The sequence below is a fragment of the Autumnicola aciditolerans genome (assembly GCF_041679265.1).
GTDB lineage: Bacteria > Bacteroidota > Bacteroidia > Flavobacteriales > Flavobacteriaceae > Autumnicola.
Genome location: NZ_JBGFSM010000001.1, coordinates 13468 through 38280 on the forward strand (window position 1 = coordinate 13468; position 24813 = coordinate 38280).

Genomic DNA, 24813 nt, shown 5'->3' on the forward strand with positions numbered 1-24813 from the left:
AATTTGAAAAGCCCGGAAAATTCCGGGCATTTTTCGATTTAAAGCATTAACTATTTCCAGGTTTAGGACGTCTTACTTTGTCCCGGTCAATTACAGAGCCACCCCCTCCGCCTTTAATTTGGTCAAGGTTCTTCAGTGCCCTGTTTCTGTAATCTTTCAATGACTTTTTCATAATTACTTACTTTAATGTTTATAATTCCCTTAATACTAAATAACTACAAATGGAGATAAATTTAAACAGGCCATACAGCCCATTTATAAATGATCGTCTGCTTTTCTTGATCTCAATTCTTTTATATATCGCGATGGATAAATTCCTGTATTCTTATAAAAAGCTTTAGAAAAAGATTCCCCTGTTTTAAACCCGAAGGTTTCCGCCAGTCCCTGATAATTAAATTTCAATAGTATGGGATCATTATCTAACATGACTATAGCTTTTGCAATACGCAGGTCTTTAAGATAATTTGGGAACGACTTATTTTTATAATTATTGATAATTACGGAAAGGTATGAAGTGTTGGTCTCCAGTTCCTGTGCCAGGGTGGCCATATCCAGATCTTTATCTAAAAACCTTTCTGACTTCTCAAACTTTTCCAGTTTTGCCAGAATATCAATCCTGATATCTTCAGGCACAGAGTTGGGATGAACATTTACCGGGCCTGTACTTACTCTATTTTTGGCCGTATTTCCTTCCAGCAATAGCTTTAATTTTTTCTTCATCCTAACAGATCTTAGGTAGAAATAAATCCCGGTAACGATGCCAGTAAGAGCAAGCAACCCAACACTTGCAATTATTCTTTGCTTGGTTTGCAGTTGTGCTTCAGCTTCCTTCTTCTGATGCTTTAAATACGGAATATCATAAGAAACCATAGCCTCATTTATTACATTTTCCTGTTTAGCTGAATGTATACTGTCATAAGCTATTAATTTCCCCATATACTCGATCTGCTTCTTCTTATCATTTTCAGCCAGGGCATTGAGCATCAGCTGATGATATACGTCTTTGATTTCTGAAAAGGGATCACCATTTGCGGTGACTATCGAATCGATATCTCTGTAATATTGAAGAGCAAGTTTTCTGTTATTCGATTTATCTTCGATCTTACCGAGATAGTAAAGTTTAATCGCTTTACTCGTGCCATCAAGAGAACCTACATATCTAAGCAGAGTATCCTTAGCCTTACGATATTTACCGGCATAATAATTAATCTGTGCATCTAAAAGGATAAAATCTTGCAGGTTTGCTTTATCATTCAGTTGCATAGTCTTATCTATACCCTGATTGGCATAGTACCTGGCTGAATCCAAAGCATGTAAGCGTAGATGTGTTAGAGATAGGTTATAGAGCAATAGTATATAATCCTCATAGTAAGAATTTTCAAAATCTTTTTTTGTTTTCAGGATGTTCAATGACCTGTTATAGAGTTCGGCAGCCGCGTAATGTTGCCCATAAATATTCCGGATGGCGGCAATTGCTAGGGCAAATTCCCTTTGCTGCTCTATATTATCCTTTTTCAAAGAGAGATTATAGGCTTCGAGATAATTTTCAAGGGCTAACTGGAAATCTCCAGATTGATAGAGAAGATGCCCTTTTAATGCATATCCGAGGGCGGGATAATTGGGGTGAGAACTTGTTCCAGTAATTATAATAATAGAATCAGCATACGCCAGGGCAGGCACAGGTTCCTCTAAAATCGTTTTATAGTAAAATGCCCTGGCTTTTTCAATATCATTATTTTCAGCAGCCGCTTTTTTTAAATGTACCTGAACCAACCGTTCAAGTTCTTCAATATCTTCCTCTTCCAGGGCTTCGGATTCCAGACTTTGGATTTCTTCATAAGGAATTGAAGTTGTCACCGTTTCATCCTGGGCATATCCGTAAAAGGAAAGTGCACCAATTAAAGCAATTAACACAAATCTGTATGTTGATCTGATCAGGTGCATGATTGAAATTCAATTATGTAGCCCAGATATGGCGGAACTGGTAAAAGATCCTTTCCAGCAGCGTCACTCTTTCTAGCAATATTTCTGCAGTTCCTATAAGTTCCTGAGAAAGCACTAATTCCTTTCCATAAGATGTAGAAAGGTTTTCTACATCCAGATATATTACGTAGGAAGGTGCTAACCCCCTGCTTGGCACCTGTGAAACAGAGTTTACCTTGGCTTTAACTATTCCCCACTCGGTGGAAGGATAATTATCCAATTTTAAATAAACCTGTTGTCCATTGCGGATCTGCCCTGCATTTTTAACAGGAACAATACATTTGCCTAAAAATTTATTCTTGCTGTAGGGAACAACGGTAAAAACAACCTCTCCTTCCTCAACATTTTGATTTTCGTTCCAGACCTCATTGTAAGTCAATTTTCCATCAATAGGACTTTTGATGGCATATTCATCTTCCCATTCCTCTATAGAATTCTGAAGATTCTGTTTGGCAAAAACGAAATTGGTTTTATTCTTATTTATTTTTCTGGATCCTGAATGCTGTAAAATTTCAAGATTACTCGTAGCTCTACCTTTGTCTGCATTGAGTTGTAATATTTGTTGTTTAAGCAGCACGTATTGACGGTTCTTTTCAGCATGTTCCAACTCCACTTTTTCAAGCTCTGCCTGGGAAATCACCCCTTTGGAATATAAATTTCTATGGCGCTCCATATTCCTTAGTGAAACTGCTAACGCATTCTTTATCAAGAGCAGCTCTTCTTCTTTGTATTTAAGAATTGAAGCCTGGTTCCTGATGTTGTCCTGTACCTGGACCTCCATAGCTTTATCCTCATTAAATGAATTCTGCAGAATCTTTTCCTGGTATTCCTCTAAAAATTTATTGTAAGCTGGCTGAACAGAAGGTCCTAGTTTTAGGTAGGCAGGGAATTCGGTTACTAATGATTCAAAAGAACTTATTTCAGATACATCCTTCATTAATTCCTGTTTCAAGTATACTATATCGCTGAAAGTGCCTGTATTTTCAAGAACCGCAATGACATCTCCTACAGCTATGGAATCTCCCGATTGGAAATTTATAGCAGCAAGCTTACCGGCACGTTTAACTTTAATTTCTGCAGGGGGATTTTTTGAAGTAATTGTTACTGTTCCTTTCACCACCTGGTTGAATGGAACTAAGGCGGCAAATATGATTATCAATAAAAAGAATAAACCTAAAAAGGTAGTGCCCCATCGAAGTAAACCTCCGGGCTCGTTATTCAACGGGTTTCTCCTGGTCTTATATGTATTCCAACTTTCCACCGTATCAAATCATTAATTGGTTTTTGACCAGGTTATGGTAAATTCCCTGATTATTTGATAATTCCTGATGGCTGCCAATTTCCACGATTTCCCCTCTCTCCATCACCAGGATTTGATCAGCATTAATAACAGTCGATAGCCGGTGAGCAATAACTACCACCGTTCTGTCTTTACAAAAGGAAGTCAGATTCTCTGTGATTATTCTTTCATTTTCAGAATCCAAAGAACTGGTGGCTTCATCAAGGAACAGATAATCCGGATTTTTATAAATCGCCCTCGCCAGTAAAACCCTTTGTTTTTCGCCGCCACTTAATAGTTGCCCATTTTCCCCAATCCTGGTCTTAAAACCAAGAGGTAAATTTTCTACAAAATCGGATAGGTTCACTATTTCAATCGCTTTTCGCAGTAGTTTCCGGTCTATTGGAATATTCGATTGTGATTCCGTGATATTCCGCTCAATCGTATCATTAAAAAGGCAACCGTCCTGCATCACCGTTCCGCATCTACTTCTCCACAAAGCGGTGCTTATATCTTCAAGATGTTCTTCTCCAACCTTTATAAAACCTTTATTTGGCTTATAGAATTTTAGAAGAAGTTTCAGTAAGGTTGTTTTGCCAGAGCCGCTTGCACCCACTATTGCAGTCACCTTTCCCTGAGGAATGGTAATATTTATATTATTTAATACGGGAGCTGCTGAAGGTTCTCCATATCTAAACATAATATCTTTTAGCTGAATATCACCGGCTATTAACGAAGCGTTATACTTTCCAAGATTTTCTTCGGGAGTTTGATTATGTACTTCTGACAGCCTGTTAAAGGAAAGTATCGCCCCCTGATAATCGGTAAGAAAATCAATCATATTGGAAACAGGTAAGGAAAGGCTACCTAATATAAACTGTATGGCCAACATTGCTCCCAAAGAAATTTCTCCTGTAATGACAGCTTTTGCTGACCAGAAAATGATTAATATGTTAGTAAGTTCGTTTAAAAATCTTCCGCCTTTAATTTGCGACTGCCCTAACTTTAGAATTTTTGATTTTAACCTGAAAAGATGTTCCTGGTTATTCTCCCACTCTCCCTTTCTTCTGTTCTCCGAATTGTTTAGTTTAATTTCTGAAACAGCAAGAATGAATTGCAAAAACAGCGATTGATCTTTCCTGTTAAGATCAAAAAGCTGGTTATCCATAATCTCCCTCTTTTTTATAAATATCAGGGACCAGGAAAAAAATAAAGCTGTCCCAGTAAGAAATATTAAAGCAATTGTTGGACTGAAGTAAAAAAGAACCATTCCGAATACCAGAATACTTAAAACATCGAACGGCATGCCCAGTCCCCGGCCGGTAAGAAATTCATCAATTCTTTGATGGTCATAGATCCTTTGCATAAAATCTCCCGTAGTTTTAGACTCAAAATATGCTATAGGAAGCCCTATCAATTTTTCCAGGAAATCTGATAGCATTTGAATATTTATTCTTGTACTTATATACAGCAGAATCCAATCCCTGATAACTTCTGATGCCAGGCGGGTAAGAAAAAGGAAAAGCTGTGCAATCAATATCAGGTTAATGAATCCAAAATCTTCATAGTTAATCCCATAGTCAACGAGGCTTTGCGTCAGAAAAGGAAGCATGACCTGGATAGTAGCAACAAGCAATAAACCGAGGAGAACCTGGTTGATATAACGCTTATAAGGTTTAAGATACTCCAGCAGAAACCCCAAGCCTTCTTTATTTTCAACTTCAGGAGGCTCATTATTGAAGAATTGTTGGGTAGGTTCTATTAAAAGCAGAATGCCCTCATTCTTCTCTGCCCCTGCCCATTTCTCGATAAATTCCTTATGCCTGTATTTCAGCTTGCCATAGGCGGGATCTGACACGAAGATGAACTTTCGGTTAGTTCTATAGATGATCACAAAATGATTCCCTTCCCAGTGTGCTATAGCTGGAAGAGGTATTTCGGAAACCAGTTCCTGAAAAGCTGCCTTAATGCCAACAGATTCTATACCTAACAATTGTAAAGCATGTGATAACGATCCCAATGATGCTCCATCCCTCTGTAGAAAGGAGATTTGCCGCAGATATTCCAGATCATACTTCTTACCAAAAAATTCAGTGAGCATTTTAAGGCAGGAGGGCCCGCAATCCATTTGATCCAGCTGACGATAAACAGGAAAATCTACAGTCCTAAACATAGCAAATGAAACTATTTGAACCTAAATTTAACTTGGATTTGAATAGGATTGAGATCTAACCGCAGCTGATTTATAAATCACGCTCTACGAGTAAAGCTTTTAAATACAGAGTTATGGGCTGCTTTTGATTTCGGGGGGAAATTTTCCATTCTTACGGCACGACATTTACAACAGCAAACTACCACAAGCTTTTCATCTATATCAAACTTCAATCAATGTCCATAAGTAATTTATGAAAAAAAGAAATACGCCATTGTTAATTATTTTTGTAAATAAAAAGTATAGTAAGCAAGAGCTTTAAAGAAAGAATGGACTAATAGCTATGGATATTTACTTTTTGTATCTTGCTGTTATTTGATGCCCAAATAGCAACACCGCGAATCCTATTCCTGCAATAAAACCTGCAACTGTAGTGTAAGGTTCTACTTTAACAATGAAATATAAAGTAACCCCTACTACTAGAAGTAATAATCCTAAAACTTGTATTCTGCTCATTTTGTTATGGCTGTTTATTTGGAATGAGAAATCTTCAGTATAATAAGATTTCTAAGCTCTTATACACAATGGTAATTTACTCAAAAATAACATAACACTGAATTCCATCTTAAAACTGGCTAATTTGTCTGCAGCTACCAGATAAAAATATCCTGCCCGTGGTAAAACCACGTTTAACAGTTTAAAAATTTCAGACAGTATATGAATTTTTAAAACTCCTGTTCAAATAGAATTCTTTTGATCCATATTTCCCGGATTATTCTTCCGCTTTAAAACCTCTCGTAAAGCATTCATATCCTGACTCACTTTATTTTCCAGAACCCTGGCATAGATTTGAGTAGTGGCAATCTTAGTATGGCCCAATAGCTTAGAGACCGTTTCAATAGGCACTCCATTGCTCAAAGTTACAGTTGTCGCAAAAGTATGACGGGCCATGTGAAAGGTTAGGTTCTTTTTAATCCCGCAAAGAATAGCAACTTCTTTTAGATATACGTTCAATTTCTCATTGGTGATTACAGGAAGTAATGTACCTGTAATCATGGTCATAGGATGATTGCCATATTTTTTAATTAGCTCCAGGGCCGGTTCAAGGAGAGGTACTTTAATTGGTGTTTTGGTTTTTTGCCGTTTAGTGATGATCCAGTTATTGCCGTCAATTCCCATAGAAATATTGTTCAAAGTCAGCTTCATTACATCTACATAACTTATCCCGGTGTAACAGCTAAAGACAAAGAGATCCCGTACCCGCTCCAACCTTTCTAAAGGAAACTGGTAGGTTTCCAGGTTTGATAGTTCATTTGCTGATAAAAACTCCCGCTCCCTTTTCTCAAAAGTATTTTTCCAGCGACGGAAAGGATCCTTATCGATCCACTCCATATTATAAGCCAGAGTGACCATTTTTCGCAACCGCTGGATATGCTTCATAGCGGTATTATGACTTATTGCCCGGGGATGCTTTTTAGGGTAATATTCCAGAAGGAAATTCTCAAAATCGCACAGGAATTTGTAATCAAGTTCCTTTAAATAAACATCAGTAGTTTTTCTTTCCTTGTCCAGGAATTTCTTTATATATCCTTCGGTCACTCCAAAATTTCTGACAGATCCTGAAGCCAGGGTGTTCTCTATTTTCCTGGAGTGGTAATCAATGAGATTAGTAAACGTTTTTGAATTTTCATCCTCGCCAAGATACACAGCCTTAATTAATTTGGCTGTGACTTTTTTTCCTTTAAAAACTAAATCCTGATAACATTGAAAAAGTCTTGACTGTACAAGATCTAAATATTGATTTAGCTGTTTTGCCTCAGTAGAATTTCCTCGTGCCCTTTTTTTGTTAGCATCCCAAAGGTGCAAAGGAATTTTTCTTCTTGTGCTGACAGTAGCTCTTCTACTGTTTACGGTAATTCGAACATAGATAATTACCTGATCGCAAATAACCTTCTTTGGATTCACCAAAAAAAGCATTGAAAATGTGTTTGACGTACTCATAGTTGTCATCTTTTTGATTAAACAATTAATTCAGATGAAGTCAAATCAACTATACTGTCCAAACTTTAATCAACTTCCAAAAGACACCTCAGGTGTCTTTTAAAAAAAGAGGTGTCTTTTAGCTACCTTTTTAAATCAAATCGAATCAAATTAAATGATTCTCTAAAACCTTAAAAACCACGCTAATCCTGAGATTTGCGTGGTTTTGATAAGAATTGTTATTCTTAAAAGTGACCCCGGAGGGATTCAAACCCCCAACCCTCAGAGCCGAAATCTGATGCGCTATTCAGTTGCGCCACGGGGCCGTTATAAGTTATTAGAAGTTGAAAATTTAAGTCCTACTTTGCAAAGTTCTAAGTGAACTTTAACCTTTCAACATTCAACTTTTTTAACTCAATTTTCTTTTCACTATCGATGAGATGGTCTTACCATCTGCCCTTCCAGCCAATTCAGCGGTAACTGCTCCCATCACTTTTCCCATATCCTGCATTCCGCTGGCACCGGTCTTTGCTATAACTTCGTCTACTTTGGCTTCAATTTCTGCTTCCGTCATTTGCTCGGGCAAAAAGCTTTCAATGACTTCTGACTGCTTTTCTTCAGGCTCTGCTAAATCGGCTCTTCCCTGTTCCCGATAAATAGCCGCGCTTTCCTTTCGCTGCTTTACAAGCTTTTGCAAAAGTTTCATTTCTTCATCTTCAGAAAGGCCATCTTTAGAAGAACTTTCAGTATTTGCCAGGAGAATCGCACTCTTCACCGCTCTTAGTGCTTCAAGTTTTGTACTGTCTTTCGCCTTCATGGCAGCTTTCATTTCTGCCATCACCTTTTCCTGTAAATTCATTTCTTTAAATTCTAGCTGCGAAGATAAAATTTTAAATTTAAAATTACCACTTAAATCTCCTTTCAAATTAACTATCTTGAATTTATAAAAATTGCTAACAAATGAGATTTTTTTATCTTCTTCTGTTTCTGTTAATTACTTTTTCCTCCTACTCCCAATCCAGATATATAGATGATATTTTTGAAAATAAACAGGTAATTACCAAAACCTATGCCCAGAAAAATGGAGAAAAACTTATAGTGGATATTTATCAACCGAAGAATGATGCGCTTTCTCGACGTCCTGCCATTATTTTTATGCATGGTGGCGGATTCGCCGGAGGTAGCCCTAGAAATGAAGGAGAAGTGAAATTTGCAAAAATGGCTGCAAGAAAAGGATATGTAGCCGTTCAGATCTCCTACAGGCTTACCCGCAAAGGCAAATCTTTTGGCTGTGATTATGGAGCTTCAGGAAAAATAGAAACTTTTAAAGAAGCCGCCACAGATTTTCTGGATGCTGTAGATTATGTTATGGAGCACCATAAGAAATTTAAAATAGACACTTCACATATTATTGCAGGAGGCAGCAGCGCAGGCGCCGAAGCTGTTCTTGATGCTGTATATAACAGAGATTTGTTATTTGACAATCCGAATGAAAAATTTCACAATTTTGCTGCTGTTTTTTCCCTGGCAGGCGCCATTATAGATGCAAGGTATTTAGATAAAACCAACGCAGTTCCGGCAATACTTTTCCACGGAACGGCAGACCAACTGGTACCCTATGCCACTGCTCCCCATCATTTTTGCCATTCTGAAGATGCGGGGTATCTTATCCTGGACGGCTCCCGCACCATTGCAGATAAGCTGAGTCAACTAAACTCGTCTTATCTCCTCTACACATTTAAGGAAGCGGGACATGAAATTTCAGAAATGCCTTTTGAACAATTGCCGCAGGTGTTTCAATTTTTAAAGGAAGTGGCCCTGGATAAAAAATTTATTCAGGCTGAAGTACTCATAGATGAAATTCCTTAAAAATATTTAATTAGGATTGTTTCCTATACATCGGAATATTTCCTATTTTTGAATAAATCTTTGAGGAAGATGAACTTTGAACGTATTAAAGGAAAATTAGCTATTCTAGCTGATGCCGCAAAATATGATGTTTCCTGTTCTAGCAGCGGCAGCAATAGAAAAAACAAAGGAAAAGGTTTAGGCGATTCTTCCGGAATGGGAATTTGCCACAGTTATACCGAAGATGGCAGGTGTGTGTCCCTTCTTAAAATTTTACTTACGAACCATTGTATTTTTGATTGCGCCTATTGTGTTACCAGAAAAAGCAATGACATTAAGCGGGCTGCTTTTAAAGTTCAGGAAGTAGTAGACCTTACCATAAATTTCTACCGCAGAAACTATATTGAAGGCCTGTTCTTAAGTTCAGGAATCTTTAAAGATGCAGATTATACTATGGAGAGGCTTATCCAGGTAGCCAAGAAATTGCGCCTGGAAGAAAACTTTAACGGCTATATTCATTTAAAATCTATTCCAGGCGCCAGTGATGAACTTATGCATGAAGCTGGTTTGTATGCCGACAGGCTAAGCGTAAATATTGAAATTCCCACCATTTCCGGTCTAAAACTTCTTGCGCCGGATAAGAATCATGAAGATTTCATGAAACCTATGCGAAAGGTAAAGAATGAAATTATAAAGAACAGGGAAGAGAAAAAAATTTTAAAATCTACCCCAAAGTACGCTCCGGCCGGCCAAAGTACCCAAATGATTGTAGGTGCTACCGGTGAAACCGACAGGGACATTATGTACACCGCTACTTATTTTTACAAGAAATATGATATGAAGAGAGTGTACTATTCAGGATATGTACCGGTAACTTCAGACCCGCGGCTTCCTGCCCTTACCTCTGCAGTCCCTATGCTTCGGGAAAACCGGCTTTATCAAACGGACTGGCTGCTGCGCTTTTATGGTTTTGACATTCGGGAACTTTTAAATGAAGATCATAAAAACCTGGACGTAGACATAGATCCTAAATTAAGCTGGGCGCTCCGGAATATGCAGCATTTTCCTGTAGATATTAATAAAGCTGAAAGGCAGATGTTGGCAAGAATTCCGGGAGTTGGGCTTAAATCTGTTCAAAAAATTTTAAATGCCAGGAAATACCGAAGCCTTAACTGGGAACACCTTAAAAGAATTGGGGTGTCACTTAACCGGGCCAGATATTTTATTACCTGCAATTCCAATGAATGGGAGAAAAAAGACCTTTCTTCAGAAAAAATAAAAAATCTGATTCTTAAAAATTCCAGCAGCAAATTTGCCAAAAATTATAGTCCACAGTTATCAATGTTCAACTCATGAATACCATTTTAACCTATGATGGCAGCTTTAAAGGATTTCTAACCTGCGTCTTTGTTGCTTATGAAGAAAAACTGGAGATTAGTGATATCCAACAACAGGAAAAAGCTTCAGAACAATTTTTTGCAAAAGTACAGCATGTCATCACACAAGATGAAAAAGCGTCAAGAGTTGCTTTGGCTGTAAATAAAAAAAGTTCTGCAACCGGAAGTTCCAATCTTTACAAAGCATTTCTTAGCGAAGAAAAAGGCATTGAAATTATGATGTTCCGGTACCTGGAATATATGTTAGAAAGTGACAGACAAATTGATCAGGATTTTAGCCATCCAGCTGTTCTCAAAATTGCCCAAACAGCTAAAAAGGTTGGTAGGGAAAAGCACCGGATGGAAGCCTTTGTGAGATTTGAATTGACCAAAGATGGCATTTATTTTGCCAAAATTGAACCGGATTTCCATGTTTTGCCACTAATAAAGAAGCATTTTGAAAAAAGGTATGCAGATCAAAAATGGATTATTTACGATCTCAAAAGACGTTTTGGCTTGTACTATGATCTTCAGAAAGTTAACCCCGTGACATTCGATTTTGCTCATCATTTTAACGCTCACACTAATAATAATTCAGCTTTTGCTGCTCAGGAGATTGAATTTAAAAAGTTATGGAAAGAATATTTTAATCATACCAACATCGCCTCCAGAAAAAACACAAAGCTGCACCTGCAACATGTCCCTAAAAGATATTGGAAATATTTAAGTGAAAAGAGCCCATTGCATAATTAAAAAATAGTTTAAATTTGTCCCTTCAACTAATTAAACAAATAGTACAATGAAAAAGTTATTTTTATTATTCGCAGTAGCAACAATGTCATTATCAATCTATTCTTGTAGAGAAACAACACAGGAAGATGCTGAAAATGATGTTGAAGAAATTGGAAACGACATCGAAGAATCTGCTGAAGATGCAGGAAACGATATCGAAGATGCTGCTGATGAAGCAGGAGATGAAATTGAAGACGAAGTAGATAATACTGACGAAGGTATGTAATCTTTAATTCTTCAGAATTATATAAAAAGCCATCCAGCAAGAAGCAGATGGCTTTTTTAAATTTTAAAATTGATGTAATATGAAAATACAACTTGTTTTAATTTTTGCACTTGCCAGCATGTTTTTTATCTCATGCCGCGAAAGCACACAGGACAAAACAAAAGATGCCGTTGAAGCTATAGGAGACGACATTGAAGATAACGCGCGCAAGGCAGGCGAAAAGATAAAGGACGGCGCCAAAAAGGTGAAAGAAGAAATGGATGAAGAAATTCATGAGACTGATGATGTTAATGGAGAAGAAGCCAATGATGACATCTAAGGAATAATAAATCTTCTTTAAAGAAAACTTTTTAACCTCATTACTCCCGGGCTCTAAAGCCGGGCAAAATCATTATTTTTTCCTCTCAATAACATAATTAACCATCAATTCCAAAGAATTCCTGTATGCAGAAGAAGGATAATCCTGTAAAATAAGGAGCGCTTCCCTTTGGAAGTCAACCATTTTCCTCTCGGCGTATGTAAGACCGCCTTTATCTTTTACAAAAGCAATAACTTCCTGCACCCTTTTTTTATCCTTGTTATGCCTTTTAACCGAATTTATTAACCAGGCCTTTTCTTTTTTTGAGCAATTATTCAGGGTATAAATAAGTGGCAAAGTCATTTTTTGCTCCTTAATATCTATTCCGGTAGGTTTACCAATCTTCTCCTCCCCATAATCAAAAAGATCATCTTTAATCTGAAACGCCATTCCTATCAATTCGCCAAACCTGCGCATTTTTGGAACATCCTCACTTTCCGGCTTTACCGCTGCGGCACCCAGGCTGCAGCAGGCAGCAATAAGGGTAGCGGTTTTTTGCCTGATGATATCGTAATAAACAGCTTCAGTAATATCGAGTCGCCGGGCCTTCTCAATCTGCAGCAACTCCCCTTCACTCATCTCCCGCACAGCTACAGATATGATCTTCAGCAAATCAAAATCATTATTATCAATAGATAAAAGGAGGCCTTTGGACAAAAGATAATCCCCCACCAAAACTGCAATTTTGTTTTTCCATAAAGCATTAATGCTGAAGAAACCACGCCTTCTGTTAGAATCATCCACCACATCATCATGAACAAGTGTGGCGGTATGGATTAATTCTATAACCGAAGCCCCGCGGTACGTCCTCTCGTTCACATTTCCTCCCGATACCATTTTGGCAACGAGAAAAACAAACATGGGCCGCATCTGCTTGCCCTTGCGGTTTACAATGTAATGGGTAATACGGTTAAGAAGAGCTACTTTTGAAGTCATGGACTGGAAGAACTTTTTTTCAAAAAGTTCCATTTCCTTCTCCACCGGAAGTTTTATTTGGGAAATTACCTTCATAAAGCAATCAGCAAAGATAACTTTTTATGGGAAATTTGGGACTGCTTTTTCAAAAGACGATCATGCCGACTTATTTGCCAGCTGACCGCAGGCCGCATCAATATCTTTTCCGCGGGAACGCCTCACGGTTACGGTAATACCGTTCTTTTCCAGCATTTGCTGGTACATATCTGTAGCCCGGGCAGATGCCTGTTGAAATCCCCCATCATCTATAGGATTATATTCTATAAGATTTACCTTGCAGGGTACCGCTTTGCAAAAATCCACCAACGCACGGGCGGCAGCTTCATTATCGTTTATACCTCTCCAGACAATATATTCATAGGTAATCCGGCTTTTGGTTTTAGCGTACCAGTATTCCAGGGATTTCCTTAAATCTTTAAGCGGAAAAGTGGCATTAAAAGGCATAATTTTGGTACGGACTTCATCTATGGCAGAATGTAAAGAAACGGCAAGTTTTATTTTGGCCTCGTCATCTGCCAGTTTTTTAATCATTTTTGGCACTCCTGAAGTTGAAATGGTAATACGTTTAGGAGACATTCCCAACCCGTCTTTAGAAGTTATTTTTTCTATAGCCTTCATCACGTTATTATAATTCATGAGCGGCTCCCCCATTCCCATAAAAACGATGTTTGAAAGAGGTTTGTCAAAATACAAATGGCTTTCATTATCTATAGCAACCACCTGATCATAAATTTCGTCCGGATTAAGATTTCGCATTCTTTTTAATCTTGCCGTTGCACAAAACTGGCAATCCAGGCTGCAACCTACCTGAGAAGAAACGCAGGCAGTAGTACGTGTAGCAGTGGGGATTAACACAGATTCTATGGTTAAACCGTCATGTAACCTAACAGCATTTTTGATGGTGCCGTCACTGCTGCGTTGCATCTGGTCAACCCGTATGTGGTTAATCACAAAATTATCCATCAGCATCTCACGGGTCTCCTTGGAAAGGTTGGTCATTTCTTCAAAAGTATGAGCACTTTTGTTCCATAACCATTCATAAACCTGAGTTCCCCTAAAAGATTTATCGTCCTGGGAAACAAAGAATTCCTGAAGTTGCTTCTTCGTTAAAGCCCTTATATCCTTTTTGTCATTTTTCACACTGCAAAAATACAAAAGACCTCACAGGTTGAGAAACCTGTGAGGTCTAATTCCAAATTATATTTATCTTCTATAAAATAAGCATGGCATCGCCGTAAGTGTAAAACTTGTATTTTTCCTTAACCGCCTCCTCATACGCCTTCTTCATAAAATCATGTCCTGCAAAGGCAGAAACCATCATCAATAGAGTTGATTTTGGAGTATGGAAATTAGTAATCATACAATTGGCAATACTAAAATCGTAAGGCGGAAATATAAATTTATTGGTCCAACCGCCAAATTCATTAAGGGTAAGATTAGAAGACACCGAACTTTCCAAAGCTCTCATTACTGTGGTTCCCACTGCGCAGACCCTGCGTTTTTCAGTTTTAGCATTGTTAATGGTGTTCACCGCAGTGCTGTCTATAAAAGCTTCCTCACTATCCATTTTGTGCTTGGAAAGGTCTTCCACCTCTACCGGACTAAAAGTACCCAATCCAACATGAAGGGTTACTTCAGCAAAATCAATTCCTTTAATTTCCAGTCGTTTCAGCAGGTGCTTTGAAAAGTGTAAACCAGCCGTAGGTGCTGCCACTGCTCCCTCTTTTTTAGCATAAATTGTTTGGTAACGTTCTTCATCTGAAGGTTCCACCTCTCTTTTTATATATTTTGGAAGCGGGGTTTCCCCAAGATCGTTTAGTTTCTGCCGAAAATCTGCATAAGAGCCGTCATACAAAAATCTTAAGGTACGCCCTCTGGAAGTGGTATTATCTATAACTTCAGCCACAAGGCTCTCGTCGTCCCCAAAATAAAGTTTGTTCCCTATACGGATCTTACGTGCGGGATCCACCAACACATCCCAAAGCTTTGTTTCAGGATTTAATTCCCTTAAAAGAAAAACTTCAATCCTGGCGCCGGTTTTTTCCTTATTTCCGAAGAGCCTGGCAGGAAATACTTTGGTATTATTCAATACCATCACGTCTTTTGGATCAAAATAATCTATAAGGTCTTTAAATTGCCTGTGTTCAATGGTTTGCTCTTTCCTGTTAAGAACCATAAGCCTTGCCTCATCCCGGTGTTCTGAAGGATATTCAGCCAAAAGTTCTTTTGGAAGTTCAAAATTGAAGTGTGAAAGTTTCATTCCCATAATTGAATTTTTAAAGGGCGCAAATATACAACCTCAACATAGGGGTTGTCAAGTAAATAGGAGTTTATTTAAAAAATGATTTATTTGTCCGCCTGTTTTACTGAAAATTTTAATTTTTCGAGGTCTCCCCAAAACGAAGGATAAGACTTGGAAACCACTGCTGCATCGTTAATCCTAAATCCGGTTTTAAGTGCCAGAGGAGCAAAAGCCATCGCCATACGGTGATCATTATAGGTTTCTACGGAAACATCTTTGGCAAGCTCCTTTACCGGGAAAAGGCGTAGGCTGTCCTGGGTAATATCCACCCTCGCGCCAAATTTTTCCATTTCGGTCTTAAGTGCTACCAAACGGTCTGTTTCTTTAATTTTTAAGGTGTGGAGACCTCCCAACTGGCAGCCAATACCCAATGCAAGACAGGTTACTGCGATGGTCTGGGCAATATCTGGCGAATTTTGAAGATTTTCAGAAATGCTCTTGGGCTTTTTACATGGTTTTTTATGCAGGATAATACTGTCTTGCAGATATTCTGTGGTCACCCCAAAATTTTTATAAATCCTGGCCAGGCAGGAATCCCCCTGTAAACTTGTTTTGCGATAATTGGAAAGTTTTATTTCCGCTTCCTCGCAAATGGCGGCGATACTGTAAAAATAAGAAGCTGAACTCCAGTCCGATTCAATATTGATTGTTTTTGAGGGCAAATCTTTTTCCGGCTGAATTTTAATCCGGTTATTTTTAAATTCCCCTTTTACCCCGGCATTTTGTAATATCTCCAGGGTCATAGAAATATATGGAGCAGAAGTAATTTGCCCGTCTAGTGTGATTTCCAGGCCATCTGGCAAGGAAGGTGCAATAAGCATTAAAGCCGAAACATACTGGCTACTGATATTTGCCTGTACCCTTACCTTATTTTTTTCAAGTTTTTTCCCCTTTATACGTAAGGGAGGAAAACCTTCATTTTCTTCATAAAAAATTTCTGCCCCTAGGCTTCTTAAGGCATCTACAAGCAACTTTACAGGACGCTCCTTCATGCGTTTGCTACCGGTAAGCACCACTTCCCTTTCTTCACAGGAAGCAAAATAAGCTGCAAGAAAACGCATAGCTGTTCCTGCATGGTGTATATCTACAATTTCTTCCTTTGTAGACAGGGCTTTTTGCATCACCTGTGTATCATCACTATTGGAAAGGTTATTTACGCTAAGGCTGGAATACAATGCCTTAAGAATAAGCAGCCGGTTAGATTCACTTTTTGAACCGGTAATTTGCAGTTCCCCGCTGATTCTGCTTTTATTATGCGATATGAAAATATCCATTGAAGCCTTCTAATTTGATTTTTCTTTCCGCTTTTCCTTTGCCCTAAATTGTCCATACGACACGATAAGCCCATAAAAAAGTGCGGCTCCTATTTGCCCTATGGCATATTTTAAGCCATTCCCGGCGATATGATCCCGGTAATATTGCTCAAATGCAAATGTACCATATTCAAAAAAAACAGAAATTACATTGTATAATACGGTAAATACCAGCCCAAGCACTACCACAGATCGCCAGTATTTTCCTTTAGACATAATACTTTTAAAGCCCATTATTTTAGCTTTTCATTATTATGGTGCCTGTCATGGTCCCGCCTGGTTTTAAGATCCAGTTTTTTATCGAAAGACTCCTGCAGGTTAACACCAGTTTGATTTGCAAGGCACAAAACTACAAAAAGCACATCGGCCAGCTCCTCTCCCAGATCTTTATTTTTATCGCTTTCCTTTTCACTTTGTTCTCCATACCTCCGGGCAATAATCCTGGCTACTTCTCCAACCTCCTCGGCAAGCTGCGCCATATTGGTAAGCTCGTTGAAATAACGAACTCCATGTTCATTTATCCAGATATCTACTGCTTCTTGAGCATCCTGTATTTTCATTTTCTAAGCTTTGGAAAGCACTATGGCTTCTGTTTGTTTTTCTATTATTTGATTATAAAATTGTTTCAGGCCTTCATAATCTTCAGGAGCAAAAACCGTTTGTGGCATCTCCAGTTTAGATTTTATACTTAATACAGCTCCATTTTGCTGTACAAGAAAAGTGTATTTTACCGCTCCTTCATTGAGCTGGAAAATTCCACTTTCCGGGAAAGACTCCAAAACATATCCTTCAGGAATCATAAACGAAATAAATTCATCCTGAATAGAAGGGAAATCGAAAAATACGGGATAGCTTCTTTCTTCTGCTTTAAAAGGATTTTCCTGCATGGCTTCAAATAGAAAGGGCTGTAAATATATTTTCCCATTAATTTCTTCTACCCCATTTTTACCAGCAAATGTATAGGTTTCCTGAATTTTTTCATTTACAATTTCCCGGTTTTCCACAACAAGATCTGATACGGAATAATCTCCCAATTTCCCTTCAAGCTTCTCAAGATACTTTTCATCACTCCTCGTATTACTTTCACGAAAGTTTTTCGCATGCAGTCCCTGAAAAATTTTACTTGTTTTTCCCTTTATTTTCATATCCTCATCAAAACCTATATATAAAAAGCTTCTAACTTCTGAAAGCGTTGTTGGGAGAAGATCCACCCAGTCTGAAGTTCCTTCTTCCCGTATAAGCCTTCCCTGGAAATTTCTTGCTCTTTTAGGAAGCTGGCCTATAGCCGCAAAGGGATCTGTGGCGTCCAATAGCACGGTCTCTTCCGGAAGCTCCACACAGGAAATAACATAATTAAAACCATTGCGGGTGGGAAAAACAGGGATGCCATTATCGGGTGTGCTAATAAGTACTGGATTGGCTGTTAAGCCGGCATATCGCAGCATGCTGGTAAGCATCAGGTTAATATCTGCACAATTCCCCACCCCATCTTTATAGGCAGATTTAAGTCCCTTATCTGTGTAAAAGCCAACAAACTCGTTCCATTTTACTTTGCTCTTCACATAATCATAAACCCTGGCCACCTTGGTAGCAGGATTTGAAATTCCCGCCAGCAATTGATCTATATCTTTTTTAAAATATCCCTGCTGATCCAATTCGCTGCCCAGGCCCTCATATATGGATTTGGTTACACCCTCCCAGGTTTGCGAGTAATTATCAATAGGAGAATTGGGAAATTTGGTGTACATAAGTTCCCATTTAATATAAGCAGCGTAATTTTGAAGATAGTCCACAAATGGTTCTTGTTTCAGAGCCGGAATATCATCTTTTTCAACTGTATACACACTCTGCATATAATCTACAGAATTAGTGGAATAATTTGTAGATATCACTCTTCCATTCATACTCCGGTTACTTTGCTGGTAAGAATATTTAAAGGATTCTTTCCCCTGGTCTATATTAAAAATTATGCGGGATTTGAGATTGGAGTGCATTTTAAACCCAAAGAATTCAGGGATCTTCACCTTAGCTTCCAATCTTTTTATAGGAATGGTGTATTGCAATTTTGTCTCGTCTACACTGGTTAAAAACGGGGACCTTATACTATAAGAATATTCTATCACGCTGCCTTCTTTTACTCCAGGCATTGTTAATTTGGTTTTAATGCGGTACTTGTTTACTTCTTCATCAAAAATACCATCATTGCGAAGCTTTTCGTCTTCTAATTTCCCTTCAACCATATTATAGGTATAGCCTTTAATATTGGTAATCTTTTCGCGGTCAGACCCATTTTGATAGCCCGTGATTTCTTTAGTAGCCCAGTTAAAACCATCTTTTTTATAAATTTTTATCCTTTCATAGACATCGGTTACCAACGTAAATCCTGTATGTTGATTGACTTCATAATAGGTATCCTGACTTTTATAAAGTACTGCAGCATTTACTGTAGAATCCAGGGGGTATGCCTTTTCCTGTACTTCTTCTTCTGAAACTTTCCCAAAGCGATAGTCTTGCGCAAAAAGAGGATTAAAAATAAACAGTAGCATTAAAAACGGATAATAATTTTTCATAATGGTTGGGTATTTTTACTAAGTTTTTTCTACAACAACTGCTTTTTGGCTATTCATCTCGCCTACGGCATCAATAAAATCTTTAAAATCCTGATATCTTTCCGGGGCCCATTGTCCTTCCTTTATCTGTAAAAACCTCTTCACAATTAGTTCTGCCCCGTTCGTTTTTTCCAGTTTTTCTACCTGAAACCTGAAATCTCCAAATTCTGAAGCGATTTCTTTCCCCTCCGGCAGGGCTTCCACCACATAACCTTCAGGAATCTCAAATTTAAAAATATCAACGTAGGTTTTTCCTCGGTTCATTTTCACCGGATATTTCCTGTTTTCATCATCTGCAAACTGAATGCGGCTGTTATTAATAAAATTAAGCGGAAGCAGCAGGCGCTTCCCGGCTTTAATCGCAAATCTGTCTCCGTGAAATTTCAGCTCTTCAGTAAACCTGATAGAATCTTTGTTATTTTTAAAGCTAATTTCATCAAAAGAGATATTTTGCAGATACGGCCATTCCTCCCGATAATAATTCTTCTGAATTTTCTCGGTTTGCCTGGCTATGGGAAAAATGTCCCCGTAAGGTACTCCTGTGCTCTCCCTTTTAAATTCTGCGGCAAAGCCTCCCCCGTTTTCCAGGAAAATAGTACAGGTGGTTTTTTCCAGGTTTTCTTCTGCGGAATATTTTCTTGTTTTAACCATTTCTCCACCTTCAGGAGTAATTTTAAGCACATAACGGTCATCCGTAAAATCGCCAATGTAGTTAAATGGAAAATACTGGTTGGTACATTCCAGCCAAATATCATTTTCTTCCTCACGAGGAATATTTAAAATCACATGATTCCCCTGCATTTTGGCAAATTCAGGATTAATATCAATCTTTTCGCCGGAATTTACCACCGTGTAATAAGCATCTATACCCTGTGACTTTAATAGTGCCTTGGTATAATTTGTAAGCCCTTTGCAATCGCCATAGCCAAGATTATCCACTTCATTGGCAGCAGCCGGTTCCCATCCGCCAATACCCAATGCTATGGCTACGTAACGCGTTTTATTTTGCACATAATTGTAAATTAACCTTGCCTTTTCTTCAACAGAGATAGCGTCTTTAACCAAAGCACTGATTTTCGCAACGGTTTCCTGTGGCAGTTCATCATGGCCTTTAATCAGGTTTTCATACTGCCATTTCCCAAATTCTTCCCAGTTCTTGGCCTTGCCATTAATCCCTCCTAAATGAAAATCCTCCAGTGCCACCAAAAGTTTGGGGGCAAGCTCTGAGAATTCGGGGCTTAAAACCTCCTGCTGCATGGCGGGAATATGATGTGCTTTATAAGTCAAATTAAAATCATCCACCTCTTTTTCAACTTTTAGGCTATCGAGGTTGGCTTCTAAAAACCGAAGAGAGGTTTTAATATTATTTACAAGTTGATATGAGGTATTCTCCACACTTAAATTAAATCCACTAACCAGCCACCAATCAGGCAGAAAAACGCTGTTTGTGCTTTCTACTTCACTGGTATAACTTATAGTATAAGGATAGTTACGGGGCACGTAATCTAACCTACTCACCCGGTTATCTGCAAACAGAACGAAGGAGGGATAATTGCTCTGGTCCTGGAAATCCCTGCTTTTGAATTTTTCCAGCTCATTACCATTTCTATCATAGATTACCGCTTTCTGCTCTTTAATTTTTTCAGAGTCATCATATAGTTCGTACGCTCCCAGAAAACGGTCTCCTTTGGCGTTTAGCACGGTAATAATTTTATTTGTTTTAATAACAACTTTGTCTAAATCTTCAATGGTAATGCTACGGCTGTAATCCCTTACCACAGCATTGGCATTTTTAAGAAGATCTGGATCTATGCCGGAAACCGGATAAAATTCCTGGCTCTGGATGCTTAATGAATAGAAAGCAACCAATAGAAATAAAAAACGTTTTTTCATTAAGATTTGAATAGCGGAATAATATTGAAAGTATAGAAAATTTTCTAAAATATTTTATCCCTAAAAGTTAAACTTAAATTTTCTCCAGAACAATTTTCTCCTTTTCCTTTTCAACACGAAGTTTAAAGAACTCTCGCAGTGCCTTATAATTCCTTTCTGATATCTCCTGGCGGTTAATTGAAAAACGCGAGATTGCCTGGATCAATCCGCCGGGCGCCACCACTACCTTATAGGTATAGGCTCCCAAATTTTCCGGAAGGGCTACATTTAAAGGCTCAGGGAGCGATAGCACCTTATAGGTGTCCGGAATTTTTAAATTAAAAGTTTTAGTAGTGGAAAACGGATATAAAAAGTCCACCGGGAAATTTCTTTCTTCAGATTTAAAAGGGCTTTCCTCCAGGCCATAAAACAATAAAGGAGAAAGATATATATTACTGCCAATTACATCCATACCTTTACCTGTCTCAAAATTAAAAGATTCTATAACAGGCTTTTTAATATCATGCATATTCTCCACCTCAAAAGCTTTTAAATCCTCTATCGCTAATTCCTCTGCAGCTAATTTTTTTATTTCCTCATTTGGCAACTTATCATATTTATCGCGGTACCTTAAAGCTTCATTATTTCCATACCGCCTGCTTACCGTACCGGTGAGTTTACCATCCCCGTCTATAGTGCCTGTTACTGAAAGAAATTCATTGGCCATGGCATCTCCAAGAAGCTCTACTTCCTGTGAAGCGCCATATTTGTTTATCATTCGCCCAGTCCAGTTATATACTCTTGCAGGAAGTATATTTGGTGTGCTATATTTATCTGTACCATCCAAAAGAATATTTCTTCCAGGTTCCCTTATACCGGCAATAACATAATTAAAACCTTCCAGGGTTGGAAACATTGGAATGCCGTTGTTTTTAGAACTGACTAAAACCGGGTTGGCATCAATGCCACTTTCTCTTAATAAAGCAACCAGAATAAGGTTAATTTCTGCCACATTTCCTACGCCCTCTTTATAGACCCTGGAAATATCCTCTTCGGTGTATTTACCGTAGTATCCGTTCCAGGTCATTTTTGATTGTACAAATTGAAGTACCTGCTCAATCCTTTCGGCCTTATCAGGATATTTTTCTTTAAGCACTTCAGCTTCCTTCTTCAGAAAACGGGTATTTTCAAGTTGTTTCCCAAAATTTTTGGATTTAAAAATGGTTTGTGCGACTTCTTCCCAGGTAGTTGCGTAATTTTTCAGATTTCCTTCGGAAAACTCTGTAGAAATTAGCTCATAAAAAACGGAGAACCTGTAATTATTAAGATTATTAACATAGGGCTCCGGTTTTAATGCCGGTATATCATTTTTTTCATAGTAGTTAGTAACTTCAGAAAAATTAGCTTTTGCAGTGTTAGATCTTAAAGTAGTGGTTCCATACCCCCCTCGCGAATCATAAGAAAAGTTAAGGCTTCTCCTGTCTACAGTGGTTTTAGGTTCAATTTCAAAATTGCCTTTTTTAATAAGCCGGAAACCAAACATCCTGGGATATCTTATTTTGGCAAGATAATGTGAAACAGGAATGTTTTCCTGTAAAACAAGATCATCTATCTTCAGGAATGGTGAAACCAGGCGATAACTCCATTCTATAACAGAACCCACTTTGGCCGCGGGCATTGTAAAGGCAAATTCATCCCAGTGCTCATTTATATTTTTCTCGTAAAGAACACCTTCATCCAGTTTTACTTTGTTTATTTTGCCTTCTTCAAGATTATAGGTGACCCCTTCTACTTTTTCTATTCTTTCAGCTTCAGAATCATTCTTATAGGCTTTTACTTTCCTGGTGGCATAGTCCAATCCGTCCTTGTTGAGGATCTTAATTCGCTCGGTGACCAGTGTGATAAGAAACCAGCCGTCTTCTTCGGCATAATCAAAGTAAGTTTCGCGGGTTTTATAGAGATAAACTGCCGGTGCGGTAGCATCTTTAGCATAAACTTTAGCTTCCAGATCTTCTTGAGAAACCTTGGGCATGTCTAAATCCTGAGCCCTGCTATAACTAAAAATAAAAATGCATAGAAATGCATATACGAATTTATTCAGAACCATTTTAAAGGTACCGTTTTTAATGTAGGGTCAGGTTATTTACTAAGTTAAGATGGTATGGAACCTGCAGAATTTCACATTAGGCAGCACAAAAAAAGTACTAAATTTTATTTCCTGCTGCGAAATATTATTCTTCTGTTGATTTCATAACGGTCGCAATATATAAAAAATTAACTCTTTTTAACTTTTATTTTTTGAATCCATCAAAATTGTTACCGGCCCGTCATTTAAAAGGCTAACTTTCATATCGGCACCAAATTCTCCGGTCCCCACATTTTTGCCAAGCTTCTCTTCCAACACCTCAATGAATTTTTCATAATGCGGAATGGCAATTTCTGGCTTTGCGGCTTTTATATAACTGGGGCGGTTCCCTTTTTTTGTGCTGGCATGTAGGGTAAACTGGCTTACCACAATGGCATCTCCGTTAATATCCAGAAGTGAAAGGTTCATTACCTCCTCCGCATCATTGAAAATGCGCATTTTTACAATCTTATTGCACAGCCACTCTATATCTTCTTCATTGTCTTCCTCTTCTATTCCCAGTAAAATGAGCAAACCTTTATCTATTACCGTATTTACCCGATGATTAATAGTTACAGAAGCCTCTGATACTCTTTGTAATACTACTCTCATGGTTTTGAATAATTATCTATGCGGTAATTCTCGTCTTCGCCCTCCATGATCTGCAAATAGCTTTTGTACCTGGACCAGGCGACTTCCCCTTCCTCCAGGGCTTCTTTAACTGCACATTTTGGCTCTTCCAGGTGCAGACAATTATAAAATTTACAGTCCTGCTTCAGCTCAAAAAACTCAGGAAAATAATCGCCTATTTCTTCTTTTTCCATATCTACCACCCCAAAACCTTTAATTCCGGGAGTGTCAATAATGCGGGCATCAAAGCTTAGATCGAACATTTCAGCAAAAGTGGTGGTATGCTGCCCCTGCCGGTGCTGTTCAGAAATTTCGGCAGTTTTTAAATTCAATTGTGGCTCCAGCGCATTGATTAACGTAGATTTGCCCGTTCCACTGTGCCCTGAGAACATACTGGTTTTGCCAAGCATCATCTCCTTTACTTTCTCCACATTTTTTCCGGTTTTTGCTGAAATCCCTATACATTCATACCCGATATCCCGGTAGAGTTTGGCCAGAAATTTAATTTCCAGCGTTTCCTCTTCATCATAAGTATCTATTTTATTGAAAAGGATAACCGCTTTTATATCGTAGGCTTCGGCGGTGACCAGAAAGCGGTCTATAAAACTGGTAAAGGTTGGGGGATTATTAAGGGTGACCATCAGAAAAACCTGGTTGATATTAGAGGCGATAATGTGGGTTTGCTTGGAAAGATTCACCGACTTACGGATGATATAATTTTCCCTTTCTTCAATCTTTTTTATCACCCCCTGTTGCTCCTCCCCCTGCTGCTCTTCCGGATCAAAAACCACTTTATCCCCAACAGCTACCGGATTGGTATTTTTAATACCCTTTATGCGGAACTTCCCTTTGATGCGGCAGTTATAAATTTCTCCCGTTTCCGTCTTTACCTGGTACCAGCTTCCTGTAGATTTATATACCGTTCCCTTCATGCAGTGTTAAAATATTCTTAATTCAATTGTTGAACGAATTAGATAATCACATATATTTGAC

At 38.3% G+C, this 24813-nt stretch carries 23 protein-coding genes and 1 tRNA gene; 5 read left to right on the plus strand and 19 right to left on the minus strand.

Annotated features, from left to right (window positions below; all coding sequences use genetic code 11):
- Nucleotides 1-46 precede the first annotated feature (46 nt).
- The 8 genes from AB8M93_RS00080 to AB8M93_RS00115 all read right to left on the minus strand — a co-directional run bounded on the left by AB8M93_RS00080 (nucleotide 47) and on the right by AB8M93_RS00115 (nucleotide 8253).
- On the minus strand, nucleotides 47-172 hold the full coding sequence (locus AB8M93_RS00080; protein WP_373055463.1) for a hypothetical protein: 126 nt from the start codon (nucleotides 170-172) through the stop codon (nucleotides 47-49).
- A gap of 83 nt (nucleotides 173-255) precedes the next feature.
- Complete coding sequence (locus AB8M93_RS00085; RefSeq protein WP_373055465.1) at nucleotides 256-1914, minus strand: helix-turn-helix domain-containing protein; 1659 nt, start codon at nucleotides 1912-1914, stop codon at nucleotides 256-258.
- Nucleotides 1915-1957: 43 nt separating this feature from the next.
- The gene (locus AB8M93_RS00090; RefSeq protein WP_373055466.1) at nucleotides 1958-3244 is read right to left on the minus strand and encodes an HlyD family secretion protein; all 1287 of its coding nucleotides are present in this window, start codon (nucleotides 3242-3244) and stop codon (nucleotides 1958-1960) included.
- A 4-nt stretch (nucleotides 3245-3248) separates the two neighbouring features.
- Nucleotides 3249-5435, minus strand: coding sequence for a peptidase domain-containing ABC transporter (locus AB8M93_RS00095; protein ID WP_373055467.1), 2187 nt, complete (start codon nucleotides 5433-5435; stop codon nucleotides 3249-3251).
- 330 nt (nucleotides 5436-5765) lie between these two features.
- Nucleotides 5766-5930, minus strand: a complete 165-nt coding sequence (locus AB8M93_RS00100; RefSeq protein ID WP_373055469.1) for a hypothetical protein — start codon at nucleotides 5928-5930, stop codon at nucleotides 5766-5768.
- Nucleotides 5931-6152: 222 nt separating this feature from the next.
- Nucleotides 6153-7415, minus strand: a complete 1263-nt coding sequence (locus AB8M93_RS00105) for a site-specific integrase (RefSeq protein WP_373055470.1) — start codon at nucleotides 7413-7415, stop codon at nucleotides 6153-6155.
- 231 nt (nucleotides 7416-7646) lie between these two features.
- Nucleotides 7647-7720, minus strand: a tRNA-Arg gene (locus tag AB8M93_RS00110).
- A gap of 83 nt (nucleotides 7721-7803) precedes the next feature.
- Nucleotides 7804-8253 (minus strand): GatB/YqeY domain-containing protein, encoded by a 450-nt coding sequence (locus AB8M93_RS00115; RefSeq protein WP_373055471.1) that lies wholly within the window; start codon nucleotides 8251-8253, stop codon nucleotides 7804-7806.
- Nucleotides 8254-8354: 101 nt separating this feature from the next.
- Between AB8M93_RS00115 and AB8M93_RS00120 the strand changes: the two genes are divergently transcribed.
- The 5 genes from AB8M93_RS00120 (at nucleotide 8355) to AB8M93_RS00140 (ending at nucleotide 11955) form a co-directional block, all read left to right on the plus strand.
- Nucleotides 8355-9263, plus strand: coding sequence for an alpha/beta hydrolase (locus tag AB8M93_RS00120; RefSeq protein ID WP_373055473.1), 909 nt, complete (start codon nucleotides 8355-8357; stop codon nucleotides 9261-9263).
- Nucleotides 9264-9332: 69 nt separating this feature from the next.
- Nucleotides 9333-10598: a putative DNA modification/repair radical SAM protein gene (locus tag AB8M93_RS00125; protein ID WP_373055474.1), complete on the plus strand. Its 1266-nt coding sequence runs from the start codon at nucleotides 9333-9335 to the stop codon at nucleotides 10596-10598.
- Entirely contained in the window at nucleotides 10595-11371 is a 777-nt protein-coding gene (locus AB8M93_RS00130) for a TIGR03915 family putative DNA repair protein (RefSeq protein WP_373055476.1), read from the plus strand. Before AB8M93_RS00125 ends, AB8M93_RS00130 begins: the two co-directional genes overlap by 4 nt.
- A gap of 46 nt (nucleotides 11372-11417) precedes the next feature.
- Nucleotides 11418-11636, plus strand: coding sequence for a hypothetical protein (locus AB8M93_RS00135; RefSeq protein ID WP_373055477.1), 219 nt, complete (start codon nucleotides 11418-11420; stop codon nucleotides 11634-11636).
- Between the two features lie 79 nt (nucleotides 11637-11715).
- Nucleotides 11716-11955 carry a hypothetical protein gene (locus tag AB8M93_RS00140; RefSeq protein ID WP_373055478.1) on the plus strand — a complete coding sequence of 80 codons (240 nt, stop codon included), beginning with the start codon at nucleotides 11716-11718 and terminating at the stop codon, nucleotides 11953-11955.
- A 72-nt stretch (nucleotides 11956-12027) separates the two neighbouring features.
- Here AB8M93_RS00140 and AB8M93_RS00145 read toward each other — a convergent pair whose 3' ends face one another.
- The 11 genes from AB8M93_RS00145 to rsgA all read right to left on the minus strand — a co-directional run bounded on the left by AB8M93_RS00145 (nucleotide 12028) and on the right by rsgA (nucleotide 24752).
- Nucleotides 12028-13005 carry a polyprenyl synthetase family protein gene (locus AB8M93_RS00145; protein ID WP_373055480.1) on the minus strand — a complete coding sequence of 326 codons (978 nt, stop codon included), beginning with the start codon at nucleotides 13003-13005 and terminating at the stop codon, nucleotides 12028-12030.
- 60 nt (nucleotides 13006-13065) lie between these two features.
- Entirely contained in the window at nucleotides 13066-14109 is a 1044-nt protein-coding gene (gene rlmN, locus AB8M93_RS00150) for a dual-specificity RNA methyltransferase RlmN (protein ID WP_373055481.1), read from the minus strand.
- Between the two features lie 70 nt (nucleotides 14110-14179).
- The gene (gene queA / locus AB8M93_RS00155; protein ID WP_373055483.1) at nucleotides 14180-15235 is read right to left on the minus strand and encodes a tRNA preQ1(34) S-adenosylmethionine ribosyltransferase-isomerase QueA; all 1056 of its coding nucleotides are present in this window, start codon (nucleotides 15233-15235) and stop codon (nucleotides 14180-14182) included.
- Nucleotides 15236-15315: 80 nt separating this feature from the next.
- Nucleotides 15316-16545: a 3-phosphoshikimate 1-carboxyvinyltransferase gene (aroA, locus tag AB8M93_RS00160; RefSeq protein ID WP_373055484.1), complete on the minus strand. Its 1230-nt coding sequence runs from the start codon at nucleotides 16543-16545 to the stop codon at nucleotides 15316-15318.
- A gap of 9 nt (nucleotides 16546-16554) precedes the next feature.
- Nucleotides 16555-16800 (minus strand): hypothetical protein, encoded by a 246-nt coding sequence (locus AB8M93_RS00165; RefSeq protein ID WP_373055485.1) that lies wholly within the window; start codon nucleotides 16798-16800, stop codon nucleotides 16555-16557.
- Between the two features lie 17 nt (nucleotides 16801-16817).
- Nucleotides 16818-17144, minus strand: coding sequence for a nucleotide pyrophosphohydrolase (locus tag AB8M93_RS00170; protein WP_373055486.1), 327 nt, complete (start codon nucleotides 17142-17144; stop codon nucleotides 16818-16820).
- Between the two features lie 3 nt (nucleotides 17145-17147).
- Entirely contained in the window at nucleotides 17148-19154 is a 2007-nt protein-coding gene (locus AB8M93_RS00175; protein ID WP_373055487.1) for a transglutaminase family protein, read from the minus strand.
- Between the two features lie 18 nt (nucleotides 19155-19172).
- Entirely contained in the window at nucleotides 19173-21086 is a 1914-nt protein-coding gene (locus AB8M93_RS00180) for a DUF3858 domain-containing protein (RefSeq protein WP_373055488.1), read from the minus strand.
- 73 nt (nucleotides 21087-21159) lie between these two features.
- Nucleotides 21160-23172, minus strand: a complete 2013-nt coding sequence (locus AB8M93_RS00185; RefSeq protein WP_373055489.1) for a DUF3858 domain-containing protein — start codon at nucleotides 23170-23172, stop codon at nucleotides 21160-21162.
- Between the two features lie 177 nt (nucleotides 23173-23349).
- Entirely contained in the window at nucleotides 23350-23802 is a 453-nt protein-coding gene (gene dtd, locus AB8M93_RS00190; protein ID WP_373055491.1) for a D-aminoacyl-tRNA deacylase, read from the minus strand.
- Nucleotides 23799-24752 carry a ribosome small subunit-dependent GTPase A gene (rsgA, locus tag AB8M93_RS00195; protein ID WP_373055493.1) on the minus strand — a complete coding sequence of 318 codons (954 nt, stop codon included), beginning with the start codon at nucleotides 24750-24752 and terminating at the stop codon, nucleotides 23799-23801. The genes dtd and rsgA overlap by 4 nt, the downstream gene beginning before the upstream one ends.
- Nucleotides 24753-24813: the final 61 nt, after the last annotated feature.

Bases quoted from the DNA above. Each gene is read 5' to 3' on its own strand.
- AB8M93_RS00140 (WP_373055478.1), top strand. From the start codon at position 11,716: ATGAAAATACAACTTGTTTTAATTTTTGCACTTGCCAGCATGTTTTTT.
- AB8M93_RS00095 (WP_373055467.1), bottom strand. From the start codon at position 5,435: ATGTTTAGGACTGTAGATTTTCCTGTTTATCGTCAGCTGGATCAAATG.
- AB8M93_RS00175 (WP_373055487.1), bottom strand. From the start codon at position 19,154: ATGAAAAATTATTATCCGTTTTTAATGCTACTGTTTATTTTTAATCCT.
- AB8M93_RS00120 (WP_373055473.1), top strand. From the start codon at position 8,355: ATGAGATTTTTTTATCTTCTTCTGTTTCTGTTAATTACTTTTTCCTCC.
- AB8M93_RS00105 (WP_373055470.1), bottom strand. From the start codon at position 7,415: ATGAGTACGTCAAACACATTTTCAATGCTTTTTTTGGTGAATCCAAAG.
- AB8M93_RS00185 (WP_373055489.1), bottom strand. From the start codon at position 23,172: ATGGTTCTGAATAAATTCGTATATGCATTTCTATGCATTTTTATTTTT.
- rsgA (WP_373055493.1), bottom strand. From the start codon at position 24,752: ATGAAGGGAACGGTATATAAATCTACAGGAAGCTGGTACCAGGTAAAG.
- dtd (WP_373055491.1), bottom strand. From the start codon at position 23,802: ATGAGAGTAGTATTACAAAGAGTATCAGAGGCTTCTGTAACTATTAAT.
- AB8M93_RS00165 (WP_373055485.1), bottom strand. From the start codon at position 16,800: ATGTCTAAAGGAAAATACTGGCGATCTGTGGTAGTGCTTGGGCTGGTA.
- AB8M93_RS00145 (WP_373055480.1), bottom strand. From the start codon at position 13,005: ATGAAGGTAATTTCCCAAATAAAACTTCCGGTGGAGAAGGAAATGGAA.
- AB8M93_RS00170 (WP_373055486.1), bottom strand. From the start codon at position 17,144: ATGAAAATACAGGATGCTCAAGAAGCAGTAGATATCTGGATAAATGAA.
- queA (WP_373055483.1), bottom strand. From the start codon at position 15,235: ATGGGAATGAAACTTTCACACTTCAATTTTGAACTTCCAAAAGAACTT.
- AB8M93_RS00080 (WP_373055463.1), bottom strand. From the start codon at position 172: ATGAAAAAGTCATTGAAAGATTACAGAAACAGGGCACTGAAGAACCTT.
- aroA (WP_373055484.1), bottom strand. From the start codon at position 16,545: ATGGATATTTTCATATCGCATAATAAAAGCAGAATCAGCGGGGAACTG.
- AB8M93_RS00100 (WP_373055469.1), bottom strand. From the start codon at position 5,930: ATGAGCAGAATACAAGTTTTAGGATTATTACTTCTAGTAGTAGGGGTT.
- AB8M93_RS00180 (WP_373055488.1), bottom strand. From the start codon at position 21,086: ATGAAAAAACGTTTTTTATTTCTATTGGTTGCTTTCTATTCATTAAGC.
- AB8M93_RS00135 (WP_373055477.1), top strand. From the start codon at position 11,418: ATGAAAAAGTTATTTTTATTATTCGCAGTAGCAACAATGTCATTATCA.
- AB8M93_RS00130 (WP_373055476.1), top strand. From the start codon at position 10,595: ATGAATACCATTTTAACCTATGATGGCAGCTTTAAAGGATTTCTAACC.
- AB8M93_RS00125 (WP_373055474.1), top strand. From the start codon at position 9,333: ATGAACTTTGAACGTATTAAAGGAAAATTAGCTATTCTAGCTGATGCC.
- AB8M93_RS00115 (WP_373055471.1), bottom strand. From the start codon at position 8,253: ATGAATTTACAGGAAAAGGTGATGGCAGAAATGAAAGCTGCCATGAAG.